This is a genomic window from Halomonas caseinilytica, from assembly GCF_001662285.1.
GTDB lineage: Bacteria > Pseudomonadota > Gammaproteobacteria > Pseudomonadales > Halomonadaceae > Halomonas > Halomonas caseinilytica.
In genome coordinates this window covers 62,222-82,773 of the sequence record NZ_BDEO01000014.1, presented here as the reverse complement: position 1 = coordinate 82,773, position 20,552 = coordinate 62,222, and the positions used below count along the sequence as shown (strand labels likewise).

At 68.9% G+C, this 20,552-nt stretch carries 18 protein-coding genes; 15 read left to right on the top strand and 3 right to left on the bottom strand.

From position 1 onward, the window contains the following. The first annotated feature begins 103 nt into the window (after positions 1–103). From HSDC_RS14795 to cobJ, 8 genes are read left to right on the top strand one after another with little or no spacing between them, the layout of a single operon-like run. Complete coding sequence (locus HSDC_RS14795) at positions 104–1,852, top strand: AAA family ATPase (RefSeq protein ID WP_064700716.1); 1,749 nt, start codon at positions 104–106, stop codon at positions 1,850–1,852. Beyond that, a complete protein-coding gene (locus tag HSDC_RS14790) occupies positions 1,849–3,234 on the top strand; it encodes a cobyrinic acid a,c-diamide synthase CobB (protein ID WP_064700715.1) in 1,386 nt (461 codons plus the stop codon). The genes HSDC_RS14795 and HSDC_RS14790 overlap by 4 nt, the downstream gene beginning before the upstream one ends. After that, positions 3,231–4,343 (top strand): cobalamin biosynthesis protein CobW, encoded by a 1,113-nt coding sequence (gene cobW / locus HSDC_RS14785; RefSeq protein ID WP_064700714.1) that lies wholly within the window; start codon positions 3,231–3,233, stop codon positions 4,341–4,343. Before HSDC_RS14790 ends, cobW begins: the two co-directional genes overlap by 4 nt. After that, positions 4,343–8,230, top strand: coding sequence for a cobaltochelatase subunit CobN (gene cobN / locus HSDC_RS14780; RefSeq protein WP_064700713.1), 3,888 nt, complete (start codon positions 4,343–4,345; stop codon positions 8,228–8,230). The genes cobW and cobN overlap by 1 nt, the downstream gene beginning before the upstream one ends. 49 nt (positions 8,231–8,279) lie before the next feature. Next, on the top strand, positions 8,280–9,425 hold the full coding sequence (locus tag HSDC_RS14775) for a ferredoxin-like domain-containing protein (protein ID WP_244534492.1): 1,146 nt from the start codon (positions 8,280–8,282) through the stop codon (positions 9,423–9,425). 2 nt (positions 9,426–9,427) lie between these two features. After that, entirely contained in the window at positions 9,428–10,057 is a 630-nt protein-coding gene (locus HSDC_RS14770; RefSeq protein ID WP_064700711.1) for a precorrin-8X methylmutase, read from the top strand. Further along, positions 10,054–10,794 carry a precorrin-2 C(20)-methyltransferase gene (gene cobI / locus HSDC_RS14765; protein WP_244534491.1) on the top strand — a complete coding sequence of 247 codons (741 nt, stop codon included), beginning with the start codon at positions 10,054–10,056 and terminating at the stop codon, positions 10,792–10,794. Before HSDC_RS14770 ends, cobI begins: the two co-directional genes overlap by 4 nt. Next, the gene (gene cobJ / locus HSDC_RS14760) at positions 10,791–11,573 is read left to right on the top strand and encodes a precorrin-3B C(17)-methyltransferase (RefSeq protein ID WP_064700710.1); all 783 of its coding nucleotides are present in this window, start codon (positions 10,791–10,793) and stop codon (positions 11,571–11,573) included. The genes cobI and cobJ overlap by 4 nt, the downstream gene beginning before the upstream one ends. Before the next feature lie 44 nt (positions 11,574–11,617). On the opposite strand, the gene HSDC_RS14755 is transcribed toward cobJ, so the two are convergent. Next, positions 11,618–12,343 carry a cobalt-precorrin-6A reductase gene (locus HSDC_RS14755; protein ID WP_064700709.1) on the bottom strand — a complete coding sequence of 242 codons (726 nt, stop codon included), beginning with the start codon at positions 12,341–12,343 and terminating at the stop codon, positions 11,618–11,620. A gap of 173 nt (positions 12,344–12,516) precedes the next feature. Between HSDC_RS14755 and cbiE the strand changes: the two genes are divergently transcribed. The 7 genes from cbiE (at position 12,517) to HSDC_RS14720 (ending at position 18,734) form a co-directional block, all read left to right on the top strand. Next, positions 12,517–13,743, top strand: coding sequence for a precorrin-6y C5,15-methyltransferase (decarboxylating) subunit CbiE (gene cbiE, locus HSDC_RS14750; protein WP_082920065.1), 1,227 nt, complete (start codon positions 12,517–12,519; stop codon positions 13,741–13,743). Further along, positions 13,740–14,123, top strand: a complete 384-nt coding sequence (locus HSDC_RS14745; RefSeq protein WP_064700707.1) for a cobalamin biosynthesis protein — start codon at positions 13,740–13,742, stop codon at positions 14,121–14,123. The genes cbiE and HSDC_RS14745 overlap by 4 nt, the downstream gene beginning before the upstream one ends. Beyond that, positions 14,120–14,938, top strand: a complete 819-nt coding sequence (gene cobM / locus HSDC_RS14740) for a precorrin-4 C(11)-methyltransferase (RefSeq protein WP_064700706.1) — start codon at positions 14,120–14,122, stop codon at positions 14,936–14,938. The genes HSDC_RS14745 and cobM overlap by 4 nt, the downstream gene beginning before the upstream one ends. Beyond that, on the top strand, positions 14,935–15,726 hold the full coding sequence (gene cobF, locus HSDC_RS14735) for a precorrin-6A synthase (deacetylating) (protein WP_064700705.1): 792 nt from the start codon (positions 14,935–14,937) through the stop codon (positions 15,724–15,726). Before cobM ends, cobF begins: the two co-directional genes overlap by 4 nt. A 229-nt stretch (positions 15,727–15,955) precedes the next feature. Next, a complete protein-coding gene (cobO, locus tag HSDC_RS14730; protein WP_064700704.1) occupies positions 15,956–16,561 on the top strand; it encodes a cob(I)yrinic acid a,c-diamide adenosyltransferase in 606 nt (201 codons plus the stop codon). Continuing rightward, positions 16,558–17,268, top strand: coding sequence for a 5,6-dimethylbenzimidazole synthase (gene bluB, locus HSDC_RS14725; protein ID WP_064700703.1), 711 nt, complete (start codon positions 16,558–16,560; stop codon positions 17,266–17,268). Before cobO ends, bluB begins: the two co-directional genes overlap by 4 nt. Beyond that, complete coding sequence (locus tag HSDC_RS14720; protein WP_064700702.1) at positions 17,265–18,734, top strand: cobyric acid synthase; 1,470 nt, start codon at positions 17,265–17,267, stop codon at positions 18,732–18,734. Before bluB ends, HSDC_RS14720 begins: the two co-directional genes overlap by 4 nt. On the opposite strand, the gene HSDC_RS14715 is transcribed toward HSDC_RS14720, so the two are convergent. Both HSDC_RS14715 and HSDC_RS14710 read right to left on the bottom strand, forming a co-directional pair. Further along, on the bottom strand, positions 18,706–19,443 hold the full coding sequence (locus HSDC_RS14715) for a glycerophosphoryl diester phosphodiesterase (protein WP_064700701.1): 738 nt from the start codon (positions 19,441–19,443) through the stop codon (positions 18,706–18,708). The two genes, HSDC_RS14720 and HSDC_RS14715, sit on opposite strands and share 29 nt — an antisense overlap. Further along, the gene (locus HSDC_RS14710) at positions 19,410–20,531 is read right to left on the bottom strand and encodes a sn-glycerol-3-phosphate import ATP-binding protein UgpC (protein WP_064700700.1); all 1,122 of its coding nucleotides are present in this window, start codon (positions 20,529–20,531) and stop codon (positions 19,410–19,412) included. Before HSDC_RS14710 ends, HSDC_RS14715 begins: the two co-directional genes overlap by 34 nt. Positions 20,532–20,552: the final 21 nt, after the last annotated feature.

The window sequence follows — 20,552 nt, the reverse complement described above, 5'->3', positions numbered from 1 at the left end:
GCACCGAGAGGATCAACATGCCTGCGATTTTCGATTTCCCCTCCCGGCGGAGACTCCGCCGTGCTGTGCACCTTGCGTCCGTCCGTTCTCGATCGGCGGCGTCATGAGCAGCGTGCCCGAGTTTCCCTTCGTTGCTGTCGTCGGCCAGCGGGCCTTGAAGACCGCGTTGCTGCTCAACGTCGTCGACCCCCGCATCGGCGGCGTGCTGATCAGCGGCTCCAAGGGCAGCGCCAAGTCGACCCTGGCCCGGGCGCTGGCGGCGATCCTGCCGGACGATGCCGAAGGTCGTCGTCCACCGCTGGTCACCCTGCCACTGGGGGCCAGCGAGGAGCGCCTGACCGGAAGCCTGGACCTGCAGCGGGTGCTGGCCGAACGCGAGGCGAGCTTCCAGGAAGGGCTGCTGGCCCGGGCCCACGGTGGCCTGTTGTACGTCGACGAGGTCAACCTGCTGCCTGACTCGTTGGTCGATCTGCTGCTCGATGTGGCGGCCAGTGGCGTGAACGTCGTCGAGCGCGATGGCATCAGCCATTCCCATCCCGCGCGTTTCGGCCTGATCGGCACCATGAACCCCGACGAGGGCGAGCTGCGCCCCCAGTTGCTCGACCGCTTCGGCCTCTGCGTCGAGCAGGCGGCCACACCCGACGTGGACGAGCGGGTCGCCATCATGCGCCAGCGAGAGGCCTTCGATCACGATCCGCAGGCCTTCGTCGATGCCCACCGACACGCGCAGGAGGCACTCACCCGCCGGTTGGCCGAGGCTCGCGAGCGGCTGGCCGGGATCGTGGCCGAGCCTTGGGTCTACGAGCATATCGCCACCCGTAGCCAGGCCGCTGGCGTCGAAGGACTGCGTGCCGATGTCACCTGGCATCGCGCCGCTCGGGCCCATGCCGCCTGGCACGGCGCGGCGGCGGTCCGCCAGGCGGATCTGGACGCCGTCGAACCCTGGGTGCTGGCCCACCGCCGCACTACCGCACCCGAGACACCGCCCGAGCAGGGCGGTACGCCGCCGTCCGGCAATGGCTCGGGCGGAAATACGCCGGGCGCCGGTTCCTCATCCCGTGATCAGGCGTCCGATCCGGCTCCCCAGGGGCAGTGGGGCGCCATGCCGCCGGTGATGCAGCCGAGCGTCGAGGCGTCTCAGCCAGCGCTGCTGGAGAGCGCCGTTGCGTCCCCGAGGGCCGGGGCGGCCTGCCGCGCATTCGCGTCGTCGAGTCGACGTTCCGGCCGCCAGGTAGGCCAATGGCGCTCGCGCCACGACCGTCGCGATGTGCGCGATGAGGCGCGTCCGGACTGGTTCGCCACCCTGGTCGAGAACCGCGGGCAATGGCCCTGGCGACACCTGCGCTATCGCCGGGCGCGTACCGGGCAGCCGATGCTGCACCTCATCCTGCTGGATACGTCCGCATCCACTCTCGGCCGGCGCCTGCTGGGACAGGCCAAGGGACTGGTCGACCGCCTGTCGCGTCAGGCCTATGCCGCCCGCGAGCAGATCGCGGTGCTGGGCTTCGGCAATGATGGCGTCGCCACCATCCAGCCACGACGACGTGCGCCCCGGACTCTGCTCGAACGGCTCGACGCCACGCCCGGCGGTGGCGGCACGCCGCTTCGCGAGGCCGTGCAGCGGGCGGCACGGCTGATCCGCCAATGGCGACGCCAGGATGCTGGGCTGCAGGTGTGCACCTACCTGATCACTGACGGCCGTACCCGCCAACCGCTGGCCGGCCTGCCGTCGCTCGGCGACTGTGTGGTCGTGGATACCGAGAGCGCCGCCGTGAAGCGCGGTCGAGGCCGCGATCTCGCCCGTCAGCTGGGTGCGGCCTATCGACCGCTGACTGGCCTGGAGGCGCCATGAGTGACTTCCGGGATAGTCGAGAAAGTCACCGCGAGACGAGCGCCAGCTGTCCCGCGGTCTTCATCGCAGCGCCGGCCTCGGGCCAGGGCAAGACCACGGTGACCGCCGCCCTGGCGCGGATGCTGCGTCGTCGGAACAAGGTGGTGAGGGTCTTCAAGACCGGCCCGGATTATCTGGATCCTCGGGTGCTGTCCCAGGCCTCGGGCCGATCGGTCGACCCGCTCGACCTGTGGATGGCCGGCGAGACCTATTGCCGCCGGCGCCTGTTCGAGGCCGCGCAAGAGGCCGATCTCATCCTGGTGGAGGGCGCCATGGGGCTGTTCGATGGCGAGCCCTCCAGTGCCGACCTGGCGGCGCTGTTCGGTCTGCCGATGGTCATCGTCATGGACGTCAAGGGCATGGCCCAGACCGCGGCGGCGCTGGTGAGTGGCCTGGTGGGCTTTCGCGACGATATCCGCATTGCCGGCCTGATCGCCAACGCCTGTGGCTCGGCGCGCCATCGCGAACTGATCGAGGCGGCGTTGCCGGAAAGCGTGCCGCTGCTGGCCGCGATGCCCCGCGATGCCTCTCTGGCCCTGCCCGAGCGCCACCTGGGGCTGGTTCAGGCCGAGGAGATCCGCGATGACCTGGAAGCACGCTTCGAGGCCGGCGCCGAGGCGCTCGCGGGTGAAGGGCTGGCCGAGGCCCTGCTGGGCATGGCGCCGGTGACCTTCACCGCGGCGCCAGCCGAGGCAGCGGCACCCCCTCGGTGGCTGGCTGGTCGCACCATCGGCGTGGCGCGGGATGCGGCCTTCAGCTTTCTCTACCAGGCCAATCTGGATCTGCTCGAGCGCATGGGCGCGAGCCTGCGCTTCTTCTCGCCGCTTGAGGATCCCGCTCTGCCGGCCTGCGATGCCCTCTGGTTGCCGGGGGGCTATCCCGAGTTGCATGGCGCGCGGTTGGCGGCCAATGCCGACCTGCATGACGACATTCGTCGCGCCTTCGCCGCAGACCTGCCGATCCTGGCCGAATGCGGAGGGCTGCTCTATGCCCTCGACACCCTGACCGATCAGCAGGGCGAGATCCACGCCATGCTGGGCCTGCTGCCCGGGGCGGGTGCGATGCGCGGGCGACGCGGCTGCCAGGGCATGCAGACTGCCGAGTTGCCCGAAGGCCCGGTGCGCGGCCACGCTCATCACCGCTCCCAGGCCAGTGGCACGCCCGAGCCCATCGGCTTCGGTCGGCGCCAGCGCCATCCTGCGTCAGGCGAGGCGATTTACCGGGCGCGACGCCTGACGGCGACCTATCTGCACCTGTTCTTCCCCGACAATCCCGTCGCCGTGGCTCGCCTGTTCGGCGCGGACGCGGTCGAGGCCGATTCGATAAAGGAATGCCAAGCATGAAACTCGACAAGATTCCCGCCACAGTGGTGACCGGCTTTCTGGGCAGCGGCAAGACGACCCTGCTGGCCGGCATCCTGCGCCAGATCACCGGCAAGCGCATCGCCGTCATCGTCAACGAGTTCGGCGAGCAGGATATCGACTCCAGCCTGCTGCGCGGCTGTGCCCTGGGGTGTGACGAGGGCAGTGAGGAAGCGCGCGCGAGCGCCTTCGACGAGGACGGCGGGATCTTCGAGCTGGCCAACGGCTGCATCTGCTGCACCGTGGAGGAGGAATTCCTGCCGGTGATGAAGAAGCTGGTGGCACGTCGCGACGATATCGACCATATCCTGATCGAGACCAGCGGCCTGGCGCTGCCCAAGCCGCTGGTCCAGGCCTTCAACTGGCCGGAGGTGCGTCAGCACTGCACCGTCGACGCCATCATCACCGTGGTCGACGGCCCTGCCGTGGCGGCAGGCCGCTATGCCAGCGACGTCGACCAGGTGGAGGCTCAGCGCCGCGCCGACGATAGCCTGGATCACAACCCCAGCCTGCGCGAGCTGCTCGACGACCAGTTGAGCGCCGCCGATCTGGTGCTGGTCAGCAAGAGTGACCTGCTCTCGGCGGACGAGAGGCAGCGGGTCGAGGCACTGGTCGCCGACAAGGTCCCCGCGTCCGTGAAGACGCTCTTCATCGATCCGAGCCTGGCCGACGATCCCGCTCGCCTGGAGGCGCTGATGGGCATCGGCGCGGCCAGCGAAGAGGGCATCGACCGCATCGACAACCATCACGACCGCCATCATGCCGAGGGGGCCCACCATGACCATGCCCACGACCACTTCGATGGTGTCGTGATCCGCCTGGACGAGGTCGATGCCGAGGCGCTGGAAGCACGCCTCGCCGAGCTCTTGAAGGCCCACGAGATCTATCGCGCCAAGGGATTCGCGGCGATTCCCGGCAAGCCCATGCGCCGGGTGATCCAGGCCGTCGGTGAGCGCCTGGACGGCTACTATGATCGGCTCTGGGCGCAGGATGAGCCGCGCCATACCGAACTGGTCATCATCGGCCGCTCGCTGGATCGTGAGGCGCTGCACGCGACCCTGACGACTGCCGAGACTGCGACGCCCGCCTGATGCACCTGTTCGCCGCCAAGCCCGGGGGCTTTGTCGACGACGAGGGGATCGTCGACCTGCAACAGAGCCCCGCCGAGGTCGTGATCCTCTCGGCCGCCGACAGCAGCCTGTCGGCCCTGGCCCAGGCGGTCGAACGCCTGGTCTCGACAGGCGGCGACACGGTGCCATCGGTGCGGCTTGCCAACTGGATGAATCTGGTCAAGCCCGCTGCCTTCGATCTCTACGAGGACCCCGTGCTGGAGCGTGCCCGCCTGGTGATCGTCTCGCTGCTCGGCGGCAGCGCCTACTGGCGCTATGGCGTCGAGCGCCTGCAGGCCTGGGCGGCGGCGGATGCCGATCGGCAACTGATTCTGGTGCCAGGCAGCGACGAGCCCGATGAGGCCCTGCTGGACGCCTCCAGCGTGCCCGTTGCCGCGGCTCATCGGGTGTGGCGCTATCTCCGCGAAGGTGGTGCCGACAACGCCGAGCAACTGCTGCGCTTTGTCGCTGCCGAGTGCCTAGGCCGGGATCTGGCCTGGCGAGAGCCCAGGGCGATTCCCTCGGCGCTGCTCTACGATCCCCGTGCAACGAGACGGCAGGATGCGACGCTCGGCGAGTGGCAGTCACGGCGCGACTCCGGGCGGCCGGTGTGCCTGCTGCTGTTCTATCGCAGCCATCTGCAGGGTGCCAATACCGCGGTGATCGATGGCCTGATCGAGATACTGCGAGGCCGCGGGCTCGAGCCTCTGGCGGTAGCGGTGGCCTCGCTCAAGGACGACGCCTGCGTGGCCTTCGTCAATCATCTCATCGAGCGGACCGGTGCGGCCCTGGTGGTCAACACCACCGGATTTTCCGTCAACCGCGAGCCGGATGACGCGGATGCCTCGGGCGGTGAGTTCGACGAGGGGCCGTTCGTCGGCCGGCCGGTGGTCCTGCAGGCGATTCTCGCCAGCAGTACCGAGGAAGACTGGCGCGACAAGGCCGCCGGCCTGCACAGTCGCGACCTGGCCATGCAGGTCGCACTGCCGGAGATGGATGGGCGTCTCATCACCCGCACGGTGGGCTTCAAGGCTGAGGCTCACTACGACGAGCGCTGCCAGCTGTCGGTGACCCGCCATCGGTTGCAACCCGAGCGCGCGGCCTTCGTCGCCGAACTGGCGTGGCGTTTCTGTCGTCTGCGCACCACCCCGAATGCCGTGAAGCGCCTGGCGCTGGTGCTGGCCAACTATCCCAACCGCGACGGCCGCATCGGCAACGGTGTCGGCCTGGATACCCCGGCCTCCACAGTCAAGCTGCTGCGGGCGTTGGCGGACGCAGGCTACCCGGTGGCGGAGCTGCCCGAGGACGGTGGGGCATTGGTCCGCCGGCTGCAGGACAGCGTGACCAATGATCCGCAATCGCTGGCCTGGCGGGGGAGCTGGCAGAGCCTCGGCATCGACGACTACCTGGCCTGGTTTCGCACCCTTCCGACCCACCTCCAGGAGGCAGTCTGGCAGCGCTGGGGAGCACCCGAGGACGATCCGAAGTATCGCCAGGGCCGGCTGTTGATTGCCGGCATCCGTCTCGGCGAGACCTTCGTCGGCATCCAGCCGGCACGGGATATCGATGACGGCCCGGACGCCGATCCGACCAGGAGCTACCACGACACCGAGCTGGTGCCGCCCCACAGCTACCTGGCGTTCTATCTGTGGCTGCGCGACCACTACCGGGTGGACGCGGTGGTCCACGTCGGCAAGCACGGCAACCTGGAGTGGCTGCCTGGCAAGAGCACCGCGCTGTCCGCCGAGTGCTGGCCGGACATTGTCCTGGGGGCGCTGCCGCACTTCTATCCGTTCATCGTCAACGATCCCGGCGAGGGGGCTCAGGCCAAGCGCCGCAGCCAGGCAGTGATCATCGACCACCTGATGCCCCCGCTGGCCCGGGCCGAGCTCTACGGTGACATGGCCGAGCTGGAGACGCTGACCGACGAGTATTACCAGGCGCTGGGCATGGACCCGAAACGCGAGGCGCTGTTGCGCGAGCGGATCCTCGAGCACCTCAGGCGCACCGGCATCGACCGGGAACTGGGCCAGGCGGCAGGCGCCGTCGGTGAAGGAAGCGAGGGTGACGATGAGCGGCTGCTCAACGAGCTCGACACCTACCTGTGCGATATCAAGGAGTCGCAGATCCGCCACGGCCTGCACGTGCTGGGAACCTTGCCACCGGCGGACAAGCGGGCGGCGACCCTGGTCGCCATTCTGCGGCTGCCGCGGGGCGAGGAACCTCAGCGGCGAGGACTGCTGCATGCCTTGGCTGACGATCTGGGGCTGCGCGAACCGGATCAGGCCGGTACTCGCTTCGATCCCCTGGCGGCCGGCGCCGAGCCCTGGCAAGGACCCAAGCCACGGGTGCTGGCCGATGGCAGTGAGGCTCCCTGGCGCAGCGCCGCCGACACCCGCGAGCGCCTCGAATGGCTCGCCGAGCGGCTGGTGGCCGAGTACGTGCTCGAGCCGGGTCGCCTGGACGAGCTGGCCAGGGAGTATCCGGCGACGGCGGCGCTGTGTCGCTACGCCCGCGACGGACTCTGGGCCGCCATGCGCCATGGCGCCGAACGGGAGATCGGTGCGCTGCTCGATGGGCTCGACGGACGCTGCGTGCCGCCCGGGCCGAGCGGTGCCCCCAGCCGAGGCCGGCTCGATGTCTTGCCCACGGGGCGCAACTTCTTCGGCGTCGATAACCGTTCCGTGCCATCGCCCGCTGCCTGGTCGCTGGGCGAGGCCTCGGCCCAGGCCTTCGTCGAGCGTTACTTGCAGGATCACGGCGATTATCCGCGTCGGCTGGGGCTGTCCATCTGGGGCACCGCCACCATGCGTACCGGCGGCGACGATATCGCTCAGGCCTTCGCCCTGATGGGGGTGCGGCCGATCTGGTCGCTGGGTTCGCAGCGAGTGGTCGACGTGGAGGTGATCCCCGGCATGCTGCTGGGACGGCCTCGGGTGGATGTCACCCTGCGGGTGTCCGGCTTCTTCCGTGACGCCTTTCCCCACGTCATCCGCCTGTTCGATGCCGCTGTGCGCGCCGTGGCGGCCTACGAGGAGCCGGGTGACGCCAACACCATCCGTGCGGCGGTCGAGGCGCGCCGTCGTGAGCTAGAGGCCCGCGGCATCGCATCCGAGGCCGCCGAGCGTGAAGCCGGTTATCGCGTGTTCGGCAGTCGGCCCGGCGAGTACGGCACCGGCCTGGATCGGCGGATCGATGCCCGTACCTGGGAGAATGCCGATGAGCTGGCTGACGCCTATCTCGCTGCCGGCGCCTACGCCTACGGCCAGTTCCCGGAATCCGGCACCGTTGCCCGGGAGGCCTTTGAACGACAGCTCGAAGGCCTGCAGGCGGTGATGCACAACCAGGACAACCGCGAGCACGACATCCTCGACTCCCACGGCTACTACGCCTTCCAGGGCGGCATGGCCAATGCCAGCCGTGCCCTCGGCGGCCAGGCGCCGGCCATCTATCATGGCGACCACGCCAACCCGGCTCGGCCGAGAATCCGCACCCTGAAGGAGGAACTGGCGCGCGTGATGCGTTCCCGGGTGCTCAACCCCAAGTGGCTCGAAGCCATGCGCGAGCATGGCTACAAGGGGGCCTTCGAGATGGCCGCCACGGTGGATTACCTGGTTGCCTACGACGCCACGACCGACCTGGTGGCTGACTATCAGTACGCCCAGGTGACCGATGCCCTGGTGCTGGACGAGACCAACCAGCGCTTCCTGCGCGAGCACAATGGCGCGGCGCTGGAAGAAATGACGGAGCGACTGGTGGAAGCGGTCCAGCGCGGCCTGTGGCAAGACGCCGGTGAGCGGGGCGAGGCCCTGCGGGACCTGCTGCTCGAGTTCGACGAGCGTCGGGAGGCAGTGCCCCATGGCGGGTAGGCCAATCGTGCCCCGCGTCAGGGGCTGGTGTCCCGGAGCCTGGCGGCCCATGGCCACCGGTGATGGCCTGCTGGTGCGCGTGCGCCCGCGCCTGGGACGTCTCACCCGGGCGCAGATGCTGGCACTGTGCGATGCCGCCGAGACCTGGGGCAGCGGGCTGGTCGAACTCACGCGTCGCGGCAATCTGCAACTTCGTGGCGTGAGTGAGGCCGAATGGCCCGCACTGATGGCGTGTCTCGTCGAGTGGGAACTGGTCGCGGCGGACGCCGAGGTCGAGCGTCAGCCGGCGTTGCTGGTGACCCCGGACTGGCAGCCTGGCGATGTCACCCATGACGCGGCTCGTCGGTTGCAGGAATGGTTCGAGGGGCGTCATGGCGTCCCTCGTGACGCATGGCCGAGGCTGCCGGCCAAGTGGGGGCTGGCCATCGATGCCGGTCCGGCGCCGGTGCTGACGGAGGCCTCCGCGGATCTTCGCCTCGAGCGCGCGGCCGACGGCAGGCTGCTGGTGCGCGCTGATGGCCGAAGCCTGGGTACCCCGGTGGACTCGGTCGAGGCGGCCATCGAGCTATTGCGGCGTCTGGCGCACTGGTTCGTCGAGAACGGTGGCACCGGGCGCATGCATCGCCTCACCGTGCCCTTGCCTGCCTGGGCACCGGCCACGATGGCGCCCGCCGGGCTTTCCGAATCCACCGCAAGCCTGGCGCTGGGCGAGCATCCCCGAGGTCGGGTGGTCGGCTTGCCCTTCGGCCGGGCGTCGGCCTCGACACTGCGTGCTGCGCTCGCGCCCGAGAACATCACGGGGGTGCGGGCGACGCCCTGGCGCCGCCTGTTGATAGAAGGCGAGGGCGGAAACCCGGACGACGCCGAGGCGGTGCCGGGGTTGATTCATGACGAGCGCGACCCGCGGCTGGCCATGGATGCCTGTCCGGGCGCGCCTCACTGCGAACGGGCCAGTGTGGCGACCCGAGAGTTGGCGCAGGCGATCGCCGAGCGCCGGGGCGCTCGGGACGCGGAGCGCGTGCATGTTTCCGGCTGTGCCAAGGGCTGCGCCCGCGGTCGATCGGCCGATATCTGCCTGACGGGACGCGACGGTCGCTTCGATCTGATTCTGGGCGGGTGCGCCGACGACGCCCCGGTCGCGACTGGCCTGAGCGAAGCCGAGGTACTGGCGGCGTTGAAGAAGGAGAAGAAATAGGGATGCCTTACGTCTATGAAACCGATGGGCCGGCGATCTACCGGGAATCCTTTGCCACCATTCGGCGCGAGGCGGCACTTTCACGCTTCTCGCCGGAGGAAGAGCCGGTGGCCGTGCGCATGATCCATGCCGCCGGCCTGGTCGCGTTGGCTGAACATGTCCACTTTCGTGGCGATGTGGTGAATCGCACTCGCCGGGCACTGGAGGCCGGTGCACCGATCCTCTGCGACGCACGCATGGTCGCCGAGGGCATCACGCGACAGCGCCTGCCGGCGAACAACGCCATTCTCTGCACCCTGCATGACGAGCGAGTGCCCGGTCTGGCCCGAGAGATGGCCAACACCCGCTCGGCGGCAGCGCTGGAGCTGTGGCGTCCCTATCTGGACGGAGCGGTGGTGGCGATCGGCAATGCACCGACGGCGCTCTTTCACCTGCTGAACATGCTGGAGTCGCCGGACTGTCCGCGGCCGGCCGCCATCATCGGCTGCCCGGTGGGCTTCGTCGGTGCGGCGGAATCCAAGCAGGCGTTGTGGGAGAGTGCCGCGGTGCCCTGCGCCATCGTCGAGGGTCGGCTCGGCGGCAGCGCGGTAACGGTGGCCGCCGTCAACGCCATGGCGGATCGCCGCGAATGATGAGGCGCGACCCCCGCTCCGGCACCATCTTCGGCGTCGGCCTCGGTCCCGGCAGCCAGGATCTGATGAGCGTGCGCGCGGATCGCCTGATTCGCGGTGCCTCTCACGTCGCCTACTTCCGCAAGAAGGGGCGTACCGGCCACGCCCGCCGCATCGTCGATGGCATGCTGGCCGCCGATGCCGTCGAGCTGCCCATGGAATATCCGGTCACCACCGAGATCCCCTTCGACGACCCGCGCTACAACGAATGGCTGGCGGCCTTCTATGAGCGCCAGGTCGCTCAGCTCGACGAGATCGCCGGGACGGGTCACGACGTGGTGGTGCTCTGCGAGGGCGACCCTTTCTTCTATGGCTCCTTCATGCATTTGTATACGCGGCTTATGGACCGCGTCCCGGTCGAGGTGGTGCCGGGCATCACTGGCATGTCCGCCGCCTGGACGGCAACGGGGCAGCCCATCACCTGGGGCGACGATGTCCTGACCGTGCTGACCGCGACCCAGCCGGAGGCGATGCTGGCCGAGCGCATCGCGCGCACCGATGCCCTGGTGGTCATGAAGATCGGCCGCCACCTCGACAAGCTGCGCCGCGCACTGGCGAGCGCCGGGCGCGAGGAGGATGCCTGGATGATCGAATATGCCTCCATGGCGCAGCAGCGGGTGGTGCCGCTCGCCGAGGTCGGTGAACGTGTGCCCTATTTCTCGATCCTGGTGATTCACGGTAACGGGAGGCGCCCATGAGCGCGGAAGGGTGGTTGAAAATCATCGGGTTAGGGCCCGGCAGCGAGGAGTTGATCACCCCGGAGGCCTCGAGTGCACTGGGCGAGGCCACCGATGCGGTGGGGTATGTGCCCTACGTCGAGCGCCTGGCGCCGCGGCTGGGCCTGACCCGCCACGGCTCGGACAACCGCGAGGAAATTCGCCGGGCCGAACAGGCGCTCATGATGGCCGCCGAGGGCCGCCGGGTGGTGGTCGTCTCCTCGGGCGATCCTGGGGTGTTCGCCATGGGCGCGGCGGTGTTCGAGGCGCTGGAGGCGGGGCGCCCCGAGTGGCGGGCGCTGGATATCCAGGTGCTGCCGGGCGTCTCCGCCATGCTGGCCGCCAGTGCGCGGCTGGGCGCGCCCCTGGGCCATGACTTCTGCTGTCTCAACCTCTCGGACAACCTCAAGCCCTGGGCCTTGATCGAGAAGCGCCTGCGACTGGCCGCCGAGGCGGACTTCGCCATGGCCTTCTACAATCCGCGTTCCCGCTCGCGACCTGAGGGCTTCGCCCGCGCCCTGGCGGTGCTACGCGAGGCCTGCGGTGAGGCGCGTCCGATCATGTTCGCCCGTGCCATCTCCACGCCACAGGAAAGCGTGCGGGTCACCAGCCTGGGCGAGGCGACGCCAGAGATGGCCGACATGCGCACCCTGGTGATGGTGGGCTCGAGCCTGACGCGGCGGTTTCCCGCCGGAAGGGAAGGCGAGGGCGAGTGGGTCTATACGCCGCGATCAGCGCCGTCATCAGAGGCGACTCGATGACTTTCAACGCCACATGGCCGAGCGCCGTAATTTGTGGATGCCCTTTAAACCAGCCAGTGGAGCGTTTCCTGGATGGTATGTGCCTCGCGGCGCGGCGGCAGCGCCGGGCGGTCGATCATCACCACCGGCAGGCCCAGCTCCCGGGCGGCGACGAGCTTGGTCGCCGCCCCCGTACCGCCGGCGTTCTTGCACACCAGGCGTTCGATGCCGTGCTCGCGCAGCAGTGCCAGGTCGCCTTCCAGGGTGAAGGGACCGCGGTCGACGGTGACGGTGTGGTACGGCAGGGGCGGCGGACTATCGGGCCGGTCGACCAGCCGCAGCAGGTAATGATGCTGGGGCTGGGCCGCGAAGTCGGCCAGATGCATGCGACCGATCGCCAGCAGCACCCGTTGCATCGGCCCGGTGAGCGCCGCCACCGCGTCCTCGAGGCCGGCGACCCGCTGCCAGCGATCGCCGGCCTGCGGCACCCAAGGCGGCCGGGTCAGGGCCAGCAGCTCGACGCCGCTGCGTTCGGCTGCCACCACGGCGTGGCGGCTCATTTGCTCGGCGAAGGGATGGGTGGCGTCGACCAGGTGGGTAATGCGCTCTGCCTCGAGAAAGGCGGCCAGCCCTTCCACGCCGCCGAAGCCGCCGATGCGGGTGGGCAGCGGCTGCGGCTTGGGCGCGCTGACGCGGCCGGCGTAGCTGAACAGCGCGGGGATCTCGCGCTCGGCGAGTGCACGGGCCAGCGCGCTGGCTTCAGTGGTACCACCCAGGATAAGGACTTTCATAGAGGCTTCTTGAGCTCTTTTACCTTTCAAGCAGTTGGCAAGATGAGCGCCGGGGACAAGGCGCAGCGAGGGTCTTTTGCCATGGATGGCAAAAGTAGCGCCCAGGAAAGGGTTTACAGCGCCCTCGCGGAGGCTTGGCACCGGAACAGCTCATCTCTTTTAGCGGGACTCGGATGATGACTGACGCGGACGACGCTCCCTGGCTGACGGTGCTGGGCTGGGGCGAGAGTGGCACGGCAGGGCTGACGCCGGCAAGCCGCGAGGCGCTGGAGACCGCCGAGGTGGTGTTCGGCGCGCGACGTCATCTGCGCCTGCTGCCGGCGCTTTCCGCCGAGGTGCGCGAGTGGCCGGTGCCCTTTGCCGACGGCATCCCCGAGCTGCTGGCCGAGCGTGGCCGGCGGGTGGTGATGCTGGCCTCCGGCGATCCCTTCTGGTTCGGCGCTGGCGCGACCCTGGCACGACACCTCGCGCCCGGCGAGTGGCGCGCGCTGCCGTCGCCCTCGACCTTCAGCCTGGCGGCCTCCCGGCTCGGCTGGGCGCTGGAGGGCGTGACCTGCCTGGGCCTGCACGCCCGGCCGCTGACGCGCCTGCGCCCGTATTTGCATCGTGGACGCCGGCTGCTGGTGCTGCTGCGCGACGGTGCGGCGGTGAATGAGCTCGCCGGCTGGCTTGCGCATGTCGGCTTCGGCGCCAGCCGGCTTCACGTGATGGAAGCGTTGGGCGGCATCGAGGAGCGCGTGCGCAGCGTGCGCGCCGATGCCGAGTTGCCCGACGACATCACCCACCCGGTGGCGGTGGGGCTCGAGGTCGACGGCGATGGACCGGCACTGCCGCTGATGCCAGGACGCTCGGATGACTGGTTCGAGCACGACGGTCAGATCACTCGGCAGGTGGTCCGCGCCGCCACGCTGGCCGCCCTGGCGCCGACCCCGGGCGAGCGGTTGTGGGACATCGGCACCGGCTCGGGGTCGGTCGCCATCGAGTGGCTGCTGGCGCATCCGGACAACCGTGCCCTGGGTCTCGAGCGCAATGCGGAAAGGGCGGCTCGGGCGCGCCACAACGCCCGGAAACTCGGTGTCGACTGGTTCGAGGTGGTGGAGGGCGATGCCCTGGAAATGCTGAACGGGAAGACGCCGGAGGACTTGCCGTTGCCCGATGCGGTCTTTATCGGCGGCGGGCTCTCCGAGGCGCTGCTGACCGCACTGTGGCTGCGTTTGCGGTCTGGCACGCGGCTGGTGGCCAATGCGGTGACCCTGGAGTCGGAAGCCTTGCTGAGCCACTGGCAAAATCACGTCGGCGGCGAGCTGGTGCGGCTGGAGCTGTCGTCGGCGGCTGCTCTCGGCACCCGACGCGGCTGGAAGGCCGCCTATCCCATCGTGCAGTGGCGGGTGGTGCGATGAAGGTGGCGGGGTTCGGTTTTCGCCGCTCGGCGACGCTCGCCTCGCTGGCCGAGGCGCTGGACCGGCTCGAGACGTGCCATGGCCCGGTCGACCGGCTGGCGGTGGCCGCGTCCATGCGCCCGCTGGTGCAGGCCTTGGGGGAGGCGCGGGGCCTGGTGACGCGGAGCGTGGCCGACCTCGACTTGACCTCGGTCGCCACCCTCACCGATTCCCGACACAGCCGTCAGTCCCGCGGTACGGGCAGCGTTGCCGAGGCCGTAGCGCTGCTGGCGGCGGGGCCCGGGGCGAGATTGCTCGGCCCTCGACTGATTTCGACGGATCGACGGGCGACCGCCGCGGTGGCGGTGGTGCGCGAGGCGACGACAGGAGATACGACATGACCATTCATTTCATCGGTGCCGGCCCCGGCGCGCCGGATCTGTTGACGCTGCGGGGAAGGGACCTCATCGCGGCCTGCCCGGTGTGTCTCTACGCCGGCTCGCTGGTGCCCGAGGCGATCCTTGCGCATTGCCCAGCAGGTGCCCGGGTCGTCAACACCGCCCCATTGTCGCTCGACGAGATCATCGACGAGATGGCCCGCGCCGACGCTGCGGGGCAGGACGTGGCTCGGCTGCACTCCGGGGATCTCTCGGTATGGTCGGCCATGGGCGAGCAGTTGCGTCGGCTGCGCGAACGGGGCATCCCCTACGCCATCACGCCCGGAGTGCCCGCCTTTGCCGCGGCGGCCGCCACCCTCGGCCAGGAGCTGACGCTGCCGGGCGTGGCGCAGTCCGTGGTGCTGACGCGCACGCCGGGTCGGGCCAGCGCCATGCCGGACGGCGAGACCCTGGCCAACTTCGCGCGCACCGGGGCGACTCTGGCGATCCATCTGTCCATCCATAACCTCGAGCATGTGGTGGCGGAGCTGGCGCCTTTCTACGGCGGGGACTGTCCGGTGGCCATCATCTGGCGGGCCAGCTGGCCCGATCAGAAGGTGGTCCGTGGGCAGTTGGAGACCGTCACCTCACGGCTCGATCCGGCCATGAACCGCACCGCGCTGATCCTGGTCGGCCCGGTGCTGGCAAGCGAGAACTTCGACGACAGTTGTCTCTACGCGATCGGCTATGACCGCCGCTTCCGACCGCAATCGGCGGATTCGCCCTTCGCCGAGAATGATGCGGACGATCCGGTGAGCGAAGGACGGGGCGAGGCATGATCCAGCTCGCGTTGATCGGTGTCGGCACCGGCAACCCCGACCACGTGACCCTGGCCGGCGTGCGCGCGCTCCGGGAGGCCGATCTGATCCTGCTGCCGCGCAAGGGGAAAGCCAAGTCGGATCTGGTCGATCTGCGCCGTTTGCTGTGCCGCAACCTGCTCGACGAGGCCGCGCAATCGCGGGTCGTGGAGTTCGACCTGCCGCACCGCGAGAGGCGTGACGATTACCTGGGCGCAGTGGACGACTGGCATGCGGCGATTGCCGAGGTGTGGCGTGAGCAGATGACGCGCCACCTGCCGCGGGGCGGACGGGTCGCCATGATGATCTGGGGCGACCCTTCGCTCTACGACAGCAGCCTGCGCATCACCGGTCGCCTGAAGGGCTTGGGACAGGACGGAGAGGCGTCGCCGGCGGTGAGCGTCGTGCCGGGTATCACCAGCCTGCAGGTGCTGACCGCCGAGCACCGGATTCCCCTCAATGTTCTGGCCGAGCCGGTGCAGATCACCACCGGGCGACGCCTGCGCGAGCGCGGCTGGCCCGATGATGCTGCCAGTGTCGCTGTCATGCTCGACAGCGGTGGCGCCTTCCAGGCGCTGGCCCCGGAGGGACTGCATATCTGGTGGGGCGCTTATCTGGGCATGGACAAGCAGTGCCTGATCGAGGGCCCGCTGGCCGAGGTGGGGCCGGCCATCGTCGAGCGGCGTGCCGAGTTGCGCGAGCGGCACGGCTGGATCATGGACGTTTATCTGCTGGCACGCACGCCGCTGTTGTCACGGCCGGTCGAATGACAAACACCGGGGACAAGCCTGCGCGGAGACGCGATGAATACGTCCTTGTAGCTCCCGACGCCCTGCGGCGCTCTCGCGTCCCGCTTCGCTTGCAGGTCCGGTGCTGGCCATCCTTGGCCAGCCCGTTCGGAGCGATGCTCCTCACCCCTGGCGTAGGAGCTCCGCTGCGGCTTGTCCCCGGTATGGCACCAGAATTATCACGTTATTCCTTCGACTGTTGGAGATCCCAATGAAGCACGTCGACCCCGAGCGCCATGCGGCGCGCATGGCCCACAAGCAGAAGATCATGAACGAGCGCATTGCCGCCGCCGACAAGGAACAGGGTGTGCTGCTGGTGCTGACCGGCCCCGGCAAGGGCAAGAGCAGTTCTGGCTTCGGCATGCTCGCCCGGGCCCTGGGCCACGGCATGAGGGTCGGCGTGGTGCAGTTCATCAAGGGCAAGTTCCAGACCGGCGAAGAGGCCTTCTTTCGCAACCTGCCGGGTGTGGACTACCACGTCATGGGCGAGGGCTACACTTGGGATACTCAGGATCGCGAGCGTGACGTGCGCGCCGCCGAGGCGGCCTGGGCCGAGGCCAGCCGCATGCTCGCCGACCCGGACTACGCGCTGGTGCTGTTCGATGAGCTCAACATTGCCCTTCGGCACGGCTATCTGGAGCTCGATCGGGTACTCGACGACCTCCAGACCCGTCCGCCCATGCAGCATGCAGTGGTCACCGGTCGCCACGCCCCCGAGGCGCTGGTCGAGCTGGCCGACACCGTGACCGAGATGAAGGTGGTCAAGCACGCTTTTAAAGACCAAGGGATAAAGGCCCAGAAAGGCGTCGAGCTATGAAGTCCGATCATGCCTTCCCCGAGGCGCAGCGCGAGGGCGTCTACCGCGCCATCTTCGAGCGCCGCGATGTGCGTGCCCAGTTTCGCCCGGACCCGATTCCGCCCGAGGTGCTGGCACGCTTGCTCCAGGCCGCTCACCATGCGCCTTCGGTGGGCTTCATGCAGCCCTGGGACTTCCTGGTGATCGACAGCCGCGCGGTGCGCGAGCGCGTGCACGCCATCTTCGAGCGCGAGAACGCCAGGGCGGCCGAGGCCCACACCGGCGAGCGCGGCGAGCTGTATCGCCGTCTCAAGCTGGAGGGCATCCTCGAGAGTCCGCTCAACCTGTGCATCACCTGCGACCGCAGCCGCGGCGGCGAGCACGTGCTGGGTCGCCAGAGCATCGTCGAGACGGACCTGTTCAGCACCTGCCTGGCGGTCCAGAACCTGTGGCTGGCGGCCCGCGCCGAGGGCATTGGCGTGGGCTGGGTCAGCATCCTCGACCAGCAGGAACTGGCCGAGGTGCTGGGCCTGCCGGAGAACGTCTATCCGCTCGCCTACCTGTGCCTGGGCTACGTCGACGACTTCCTCGACAGCCCTGAGCTGGCCCGGGTCGGCTGGCGCCAGCGTCTGCCACTGGTCGAGCGAGTGCACGGCAACGGCTGGGGCGAGGTGCTGGGCGCACCGTCGCTGTTCGACGCACTGGCGGTGCGGGAGCGCTCGCGATGAGCACGCTGATGATCCAGGGCACCACTTCGGATGCCGGCAAGAGCACGGTGGTGGCAGGGCTGTGTCGGCTGCTGGCCCGGCGCGGCGTGTCGGTGGCGCCCTTCAAGCCCCAGAACATGGCACTCAACAGCGCCGTGACGCCGGAGGGCGGCGAGATCGGTCGCTCCACGGCCTTGCAGGCGCTGGCGTCGGGTCTGGCGCCTCATACCGACATGAATCCGGTGCTGCTCAAGCCCGAAACCGATCGCGGTGCCCAGGTTATTCTCGATGGCTGGGTCCACGGTCATATGGACGCGCTGGATTACCACGCCTTCAAGCGACAGGCACGCGAGACGGTGCTCTCGGCTTGGGAGCGACTGACGAGCTGCCACGACCTGGTGATTGCGGAGGGCGCCGGTAGCCCCGCCGAGATCAACCTGCGCCAGAACGACATCGCCAACATGGGGTTTGCCGAGGCGGTGGACTGCCCGGTGTGGCTGGTCGCCGACATCGACCGCGGCGGGGTCTTTGCCCAACTGGTGGGTACGCTCGAGTTGCTCAGCGACAGCGAACGGGCCCGGACCCGGGGCTTTGTCATCAATCGTTTTCGCGGCGATCTCGCGCTGCTCGAGCCGGGGCTCGATTGGCTCACCGGCCACACCGGCAAGCCGGTATTCGGCGTGTTGCCTCATCTGAATGGGTTGCTGCTGGACGCCGAGGATGGTCTGGGACTCACCGAGAGCGCCGCCGAGGCGCCGGGGCTCAGGGTGGTGGTGCCGGCGTTGCCGCGGATCAGCAATCATACCGACCTGGACGCGCTGCGCCTGCATCCGCGAGTCGAGTTGACGCTGGTGGGGCCGGGGCGGGCCATTCCGCCGGCCGACGTCATCCTGTTGCCCGGCAGCAAGAGCACCGCAAGCGACCTGGCCTGGCTGCGCCGCGAGGGCTGGGAGGCGCAGATACGTCACCATCTGCGCTATGGCGGCCGGGTGCTGGGCATCTGCGGAGGCTTCCAGATGCTCGGTGAAGAGATCGAGGATTCGCAGGGCGTCGAGGGTGAGGCCGGCACGACGCCGGGGCTGGGGCTGCTGCCGATGCGCACCCGTATGGTGGCCGGCAAGCAGTTGCGCACCGTTCGGGGAACCCTCGCCGATGACGACGTGATGGTGAGCGGCTACGAAATCCACAATGGCGTCAGCGAAGGTCCGGCGCTGGATCGACCGTTGCTCGACCTCGAGGGCCGGCCGGATGGCGCGGTCAGCGCGGACGGCCAGGTGCTCGGCACCTATGTGCACGGGCTGTTCGACGAGGCGCCGGCGGCCGCCGCGCTGCTGGCGATGCTGGGACTGACGGGCGAGGGCGCCGCCGTCGACCTGGCCGCCCATCGCGAGCGCCAGCTCGACCGGTTGGCCGACACGCTGGAGGCGAATCTCGCTTCGGGGACCATCGAGATGCTGCTCAGCGAAAGTGCGTGGGGTCGTCGCTGATCACGCCGTGGACCCCCCACTCCCAGCGTGTAGCGAAGGCCGCCGGGTCGTTGGCCGTGTAGCACAGCAGCGCATGGCCGGCCTGGACGATCTCATGGGCACGGGAGGCGCGCAGACGACGCCAGTCGGCGTGCACGCTGTAGGCGTCGATGGCCTCGCAGCGGGCGGCCCAGTCGCGGGGGATCCGTTCGAACAGCGCGCCTAGGGGGAGACGCTCGGCCGGTGCCTGGCGTCGCGCCTGCGTCAGGGCAGTGGCGTCGAAGGAGGAGACGATCAAGCGCTCGGCGGGCAGGGCGTCGAGCAGGGTCGGCAGGACGCGCTCGACCAGGGCCTTGGGGTCACGACCGCGGTTGACCTTGAGTTCCAGGTTGAGGCCCAGCGCCAGTTCGTCGATCAAGGTCAACATCTGTTCCAGGGTGGCCATGGATTCGCCAGCGAAGGCGGCATCGAACCAGCTACCGGCATCGAGTCGTCTGGCCTGGTCGATGTCCAGGTCGGCCAGTCGGCCGCGTCCGTTGCTGCAGCGACTGATATCCCGGTCATGCCAGATCACCGGGGTGCCGTCGCCGAGCAGTTGCACGTCCAGCTCGACCCAGCGGCAGCCGGCTTCGTGGGCGGCTCGAACGGCGGCCAGGGTGTTTTCCGGCGCCCGGGCGGAAAGGCCGCGATGAGCGATCAGGCGAGGTGGGACGAGGGGCTGCTGGGGCATGAGTGGATGTCCTTGTCGTCGAGGCGTCGGCCGGTCTCGTGATCGAAGAGGTGCAGGCGGTCGGCGTCGGGGCGCAGATACAGCGTATCGCCTTCGGCCACGGCGTGGACACCATCGAGTCGAGCCACCAGGGGCTCGTCCTGCCCCTCGAGGCGAACGTGCGCGAGGGTGTCGGCGCCAAGCGGCTCAACCAGCTCGACCCGGGTGGTCAGGGTGGTGTCATCGGGCTCGTCAACCGGCAACAGGTGCTCCGGGCGAATGCCCAGGCACACCGGCGTGTCGATGGCATCGCGCGCCGATGGGGCGGCGATGCGGGTGTCACAGGGTAGCGTGAGGGTGCCATGCGTCTGGCGGGCATCCAGGAAGTTCATCGCGGGAGAGCCGATGAAACCCGCCACGAAGTGGCTGGCGGGACACTCGTAGAGATGCATCGGCGTGCCGACCTGCTCGATGTGTCCGCCGTTCATCACCACCAGGCGGTCGGCCAGTGTCATGGCTTCGACCTGGTCGTGGGTGACGTAGACGGCGGTGACGCCGAGGCGTTTCTGCAGGCGACGGATCTCGATGCGCATCTGCACGCGCAGCTTGGCATCGAGGTTGGAGAGCGGCTCGTCGAACAGAAAGACCTTGGGTTCGCGCACGATGGCCCGCCCCATGGCCACGCGCTGGCGCTGGCCGCCGGAGAGCTGGCGAGGACGGCGTTCGAGCAGGTCCTCGAGGCCGATCAGCCGTGCGGTCTCCTCGACCTTGCGGCGGCGTTCGGCCTTGGGCACGCCGCGGTTCTTCAGGGCATAGCCCATGTTGTCGGCCACGCTCATGTGGGGGTAGAGGGCATAGTTCTGGAACACCATGGCGATGTCGCGTTCGGCCGGCTCCAGATCGTTGACGCGCCGGCCATCGATGGCGAGTTCCCCGTCGCTGATCGATTCCAGGCCGGCGAGCATGCGCAGCAGGGTAGACTTGCCGCAGCCCGAGGGACCGACCACCACGATAAGCTCACCGTCGTCGATCGACAGATCGATGCCGTGCAGGGCGGTGAAACCATTGGGGTAGGTCTTGCGCAGGGCGTTCAAACTCAGGGTTGCCATAGCGGTATCTTGTCCATGCAG

What these genes read in the sequence shown, in the direction of transcription:
- HSDC_RS14795 (WP_064700716.1), top strand. Translation starts at nt 104, where the DNA reads ATGAGCAGCGTGCCCGAGTTTCCCTTCGTTGCTGTCGTCGGCCAGCGG.
- HSDC_RS14790 (WP_064700715.1), top strand. Translation starts at nt 1,849, where the DNA reads ATGAGTGACTTCCGGGATAGTCGAGAAAGTCACCGCGAGACGAGCGCC.
- cobW (WP_064700714.1), top strand. Translation starts at nt 3,231, where the DNA reads ATGAAACTCGACAAGATTCCCGCCACAGTGGTGACCGGCTTTCTGGGC.
- cobN (WP_064700713.1), top strand. Translation starts at nt 4,343, where the DNA reads ATGCACCTGTTCGCCGCCAAGCCCGGGGGCTTTGTCGACGACGAGGGG.
- HSDC_RS14775 (WP_244534492.1), top strand. Translation starts at nt 8,280, where the DNA reads ATGGCCACCGGTGATGGCCTGCTGGTGCGCGTGCGCCCGCGCCTGGGA.
- HSDC_RS14770 (WP_064700711.1), top strand. Translation starts at nt 9,428, where the DNA reads ATGCCTTACGTCTATGAAACCGATGGGCCGGCGATCTACCGGGAATCC.
- cobI (WP_244534491.1), top strand. Translation starts at nt 10,054, where the DNA reads ATGATGAGGCGCGACCCCCGCTCCGGCACCATCTTCGGCGTCGGCCTC.
- cobJ (WP_064700710.1), top strand. Translation starts at nt 10,791, where the DNA reads ATGAGCGCGGAAGGGTGGTTGAAAATCATCGGGTTAGGGCCCGGCAGC.
- HSDC_RS14755 (WP_064700709.1), bottom strand. Translation starts at nt 12,343, where the DNA reads ATGAAAGTCCTTATCCTGGGTGGTACCACTGAAGCCAGCGCGCTGGCC.
- cbiE (WP_082920065.1), top strand. Translation starts at nt 12,517, where the DNA reads ATGATGACTGACGCGGACGACGCTCCCTGGCTGACGGTGCTGGGCTGG.
- HSDC_RS14745 (WP_064700707.1), top strand. Translation starts at nt 13,740, where the DNA reads ATGAAGGTGGCGGGGTTCGGTTTTCGCCGCTCGGCGACGCTCGCCTCG.
- cobM (WP_064700706.1), top strand. Translation starts at nt 14,120, where the DNA reads ATGACCATTCATTTCATCGGTGCCGGCCCCGGCGCGCCGGATCTGTTG.
- cobF (WP_064700705.1), top strand. Translation starts at nt 14,935, where the DNA reads ATGATCCAGCTCGCGTTGATCGGTGTCGGCACCGGCAACCCCGACCAC.
- cobO (WP_064700704.1), top strand. Translation starts at nt 15,956, where the DNA reads ATGAAGCACGTCGACCCCGAGCGCCATGCGGCGCGCATGGCCCACAAG.
- bluB (WP_064700703.1), top strand. Translation starts at nt 16,558, where the DNA reads ATGAAGTCCGATCATGCCTTCCCCGAGGCGCAGCGCGAGGGCGTCTAC.
- HSDC_RS14720 (WP_064700702.1), top strand. Translation starts at nt 17,265, where the DNA reads ATGAGCACGCTGATGATCCAGGGCACCACTTCGGATGCCGGCAAGAGC.
- HSDC_RS14715 (WP_064700701.1), bottom strand. Translation starts at nt 19,443, where the DNA reads ATGCCCCAGCAGCCCCTCGTCCCACCTCGCCTGATCGCTCATCGCGGC.
- HSDC_RS14710 (WP_064700700.1), bottom strand. Translation starts at nt 20,531, where the DNA reads ATGGCAACCCTGAGTTTGAACGCCCTGCGCAAGACCTACCCCAATGGT.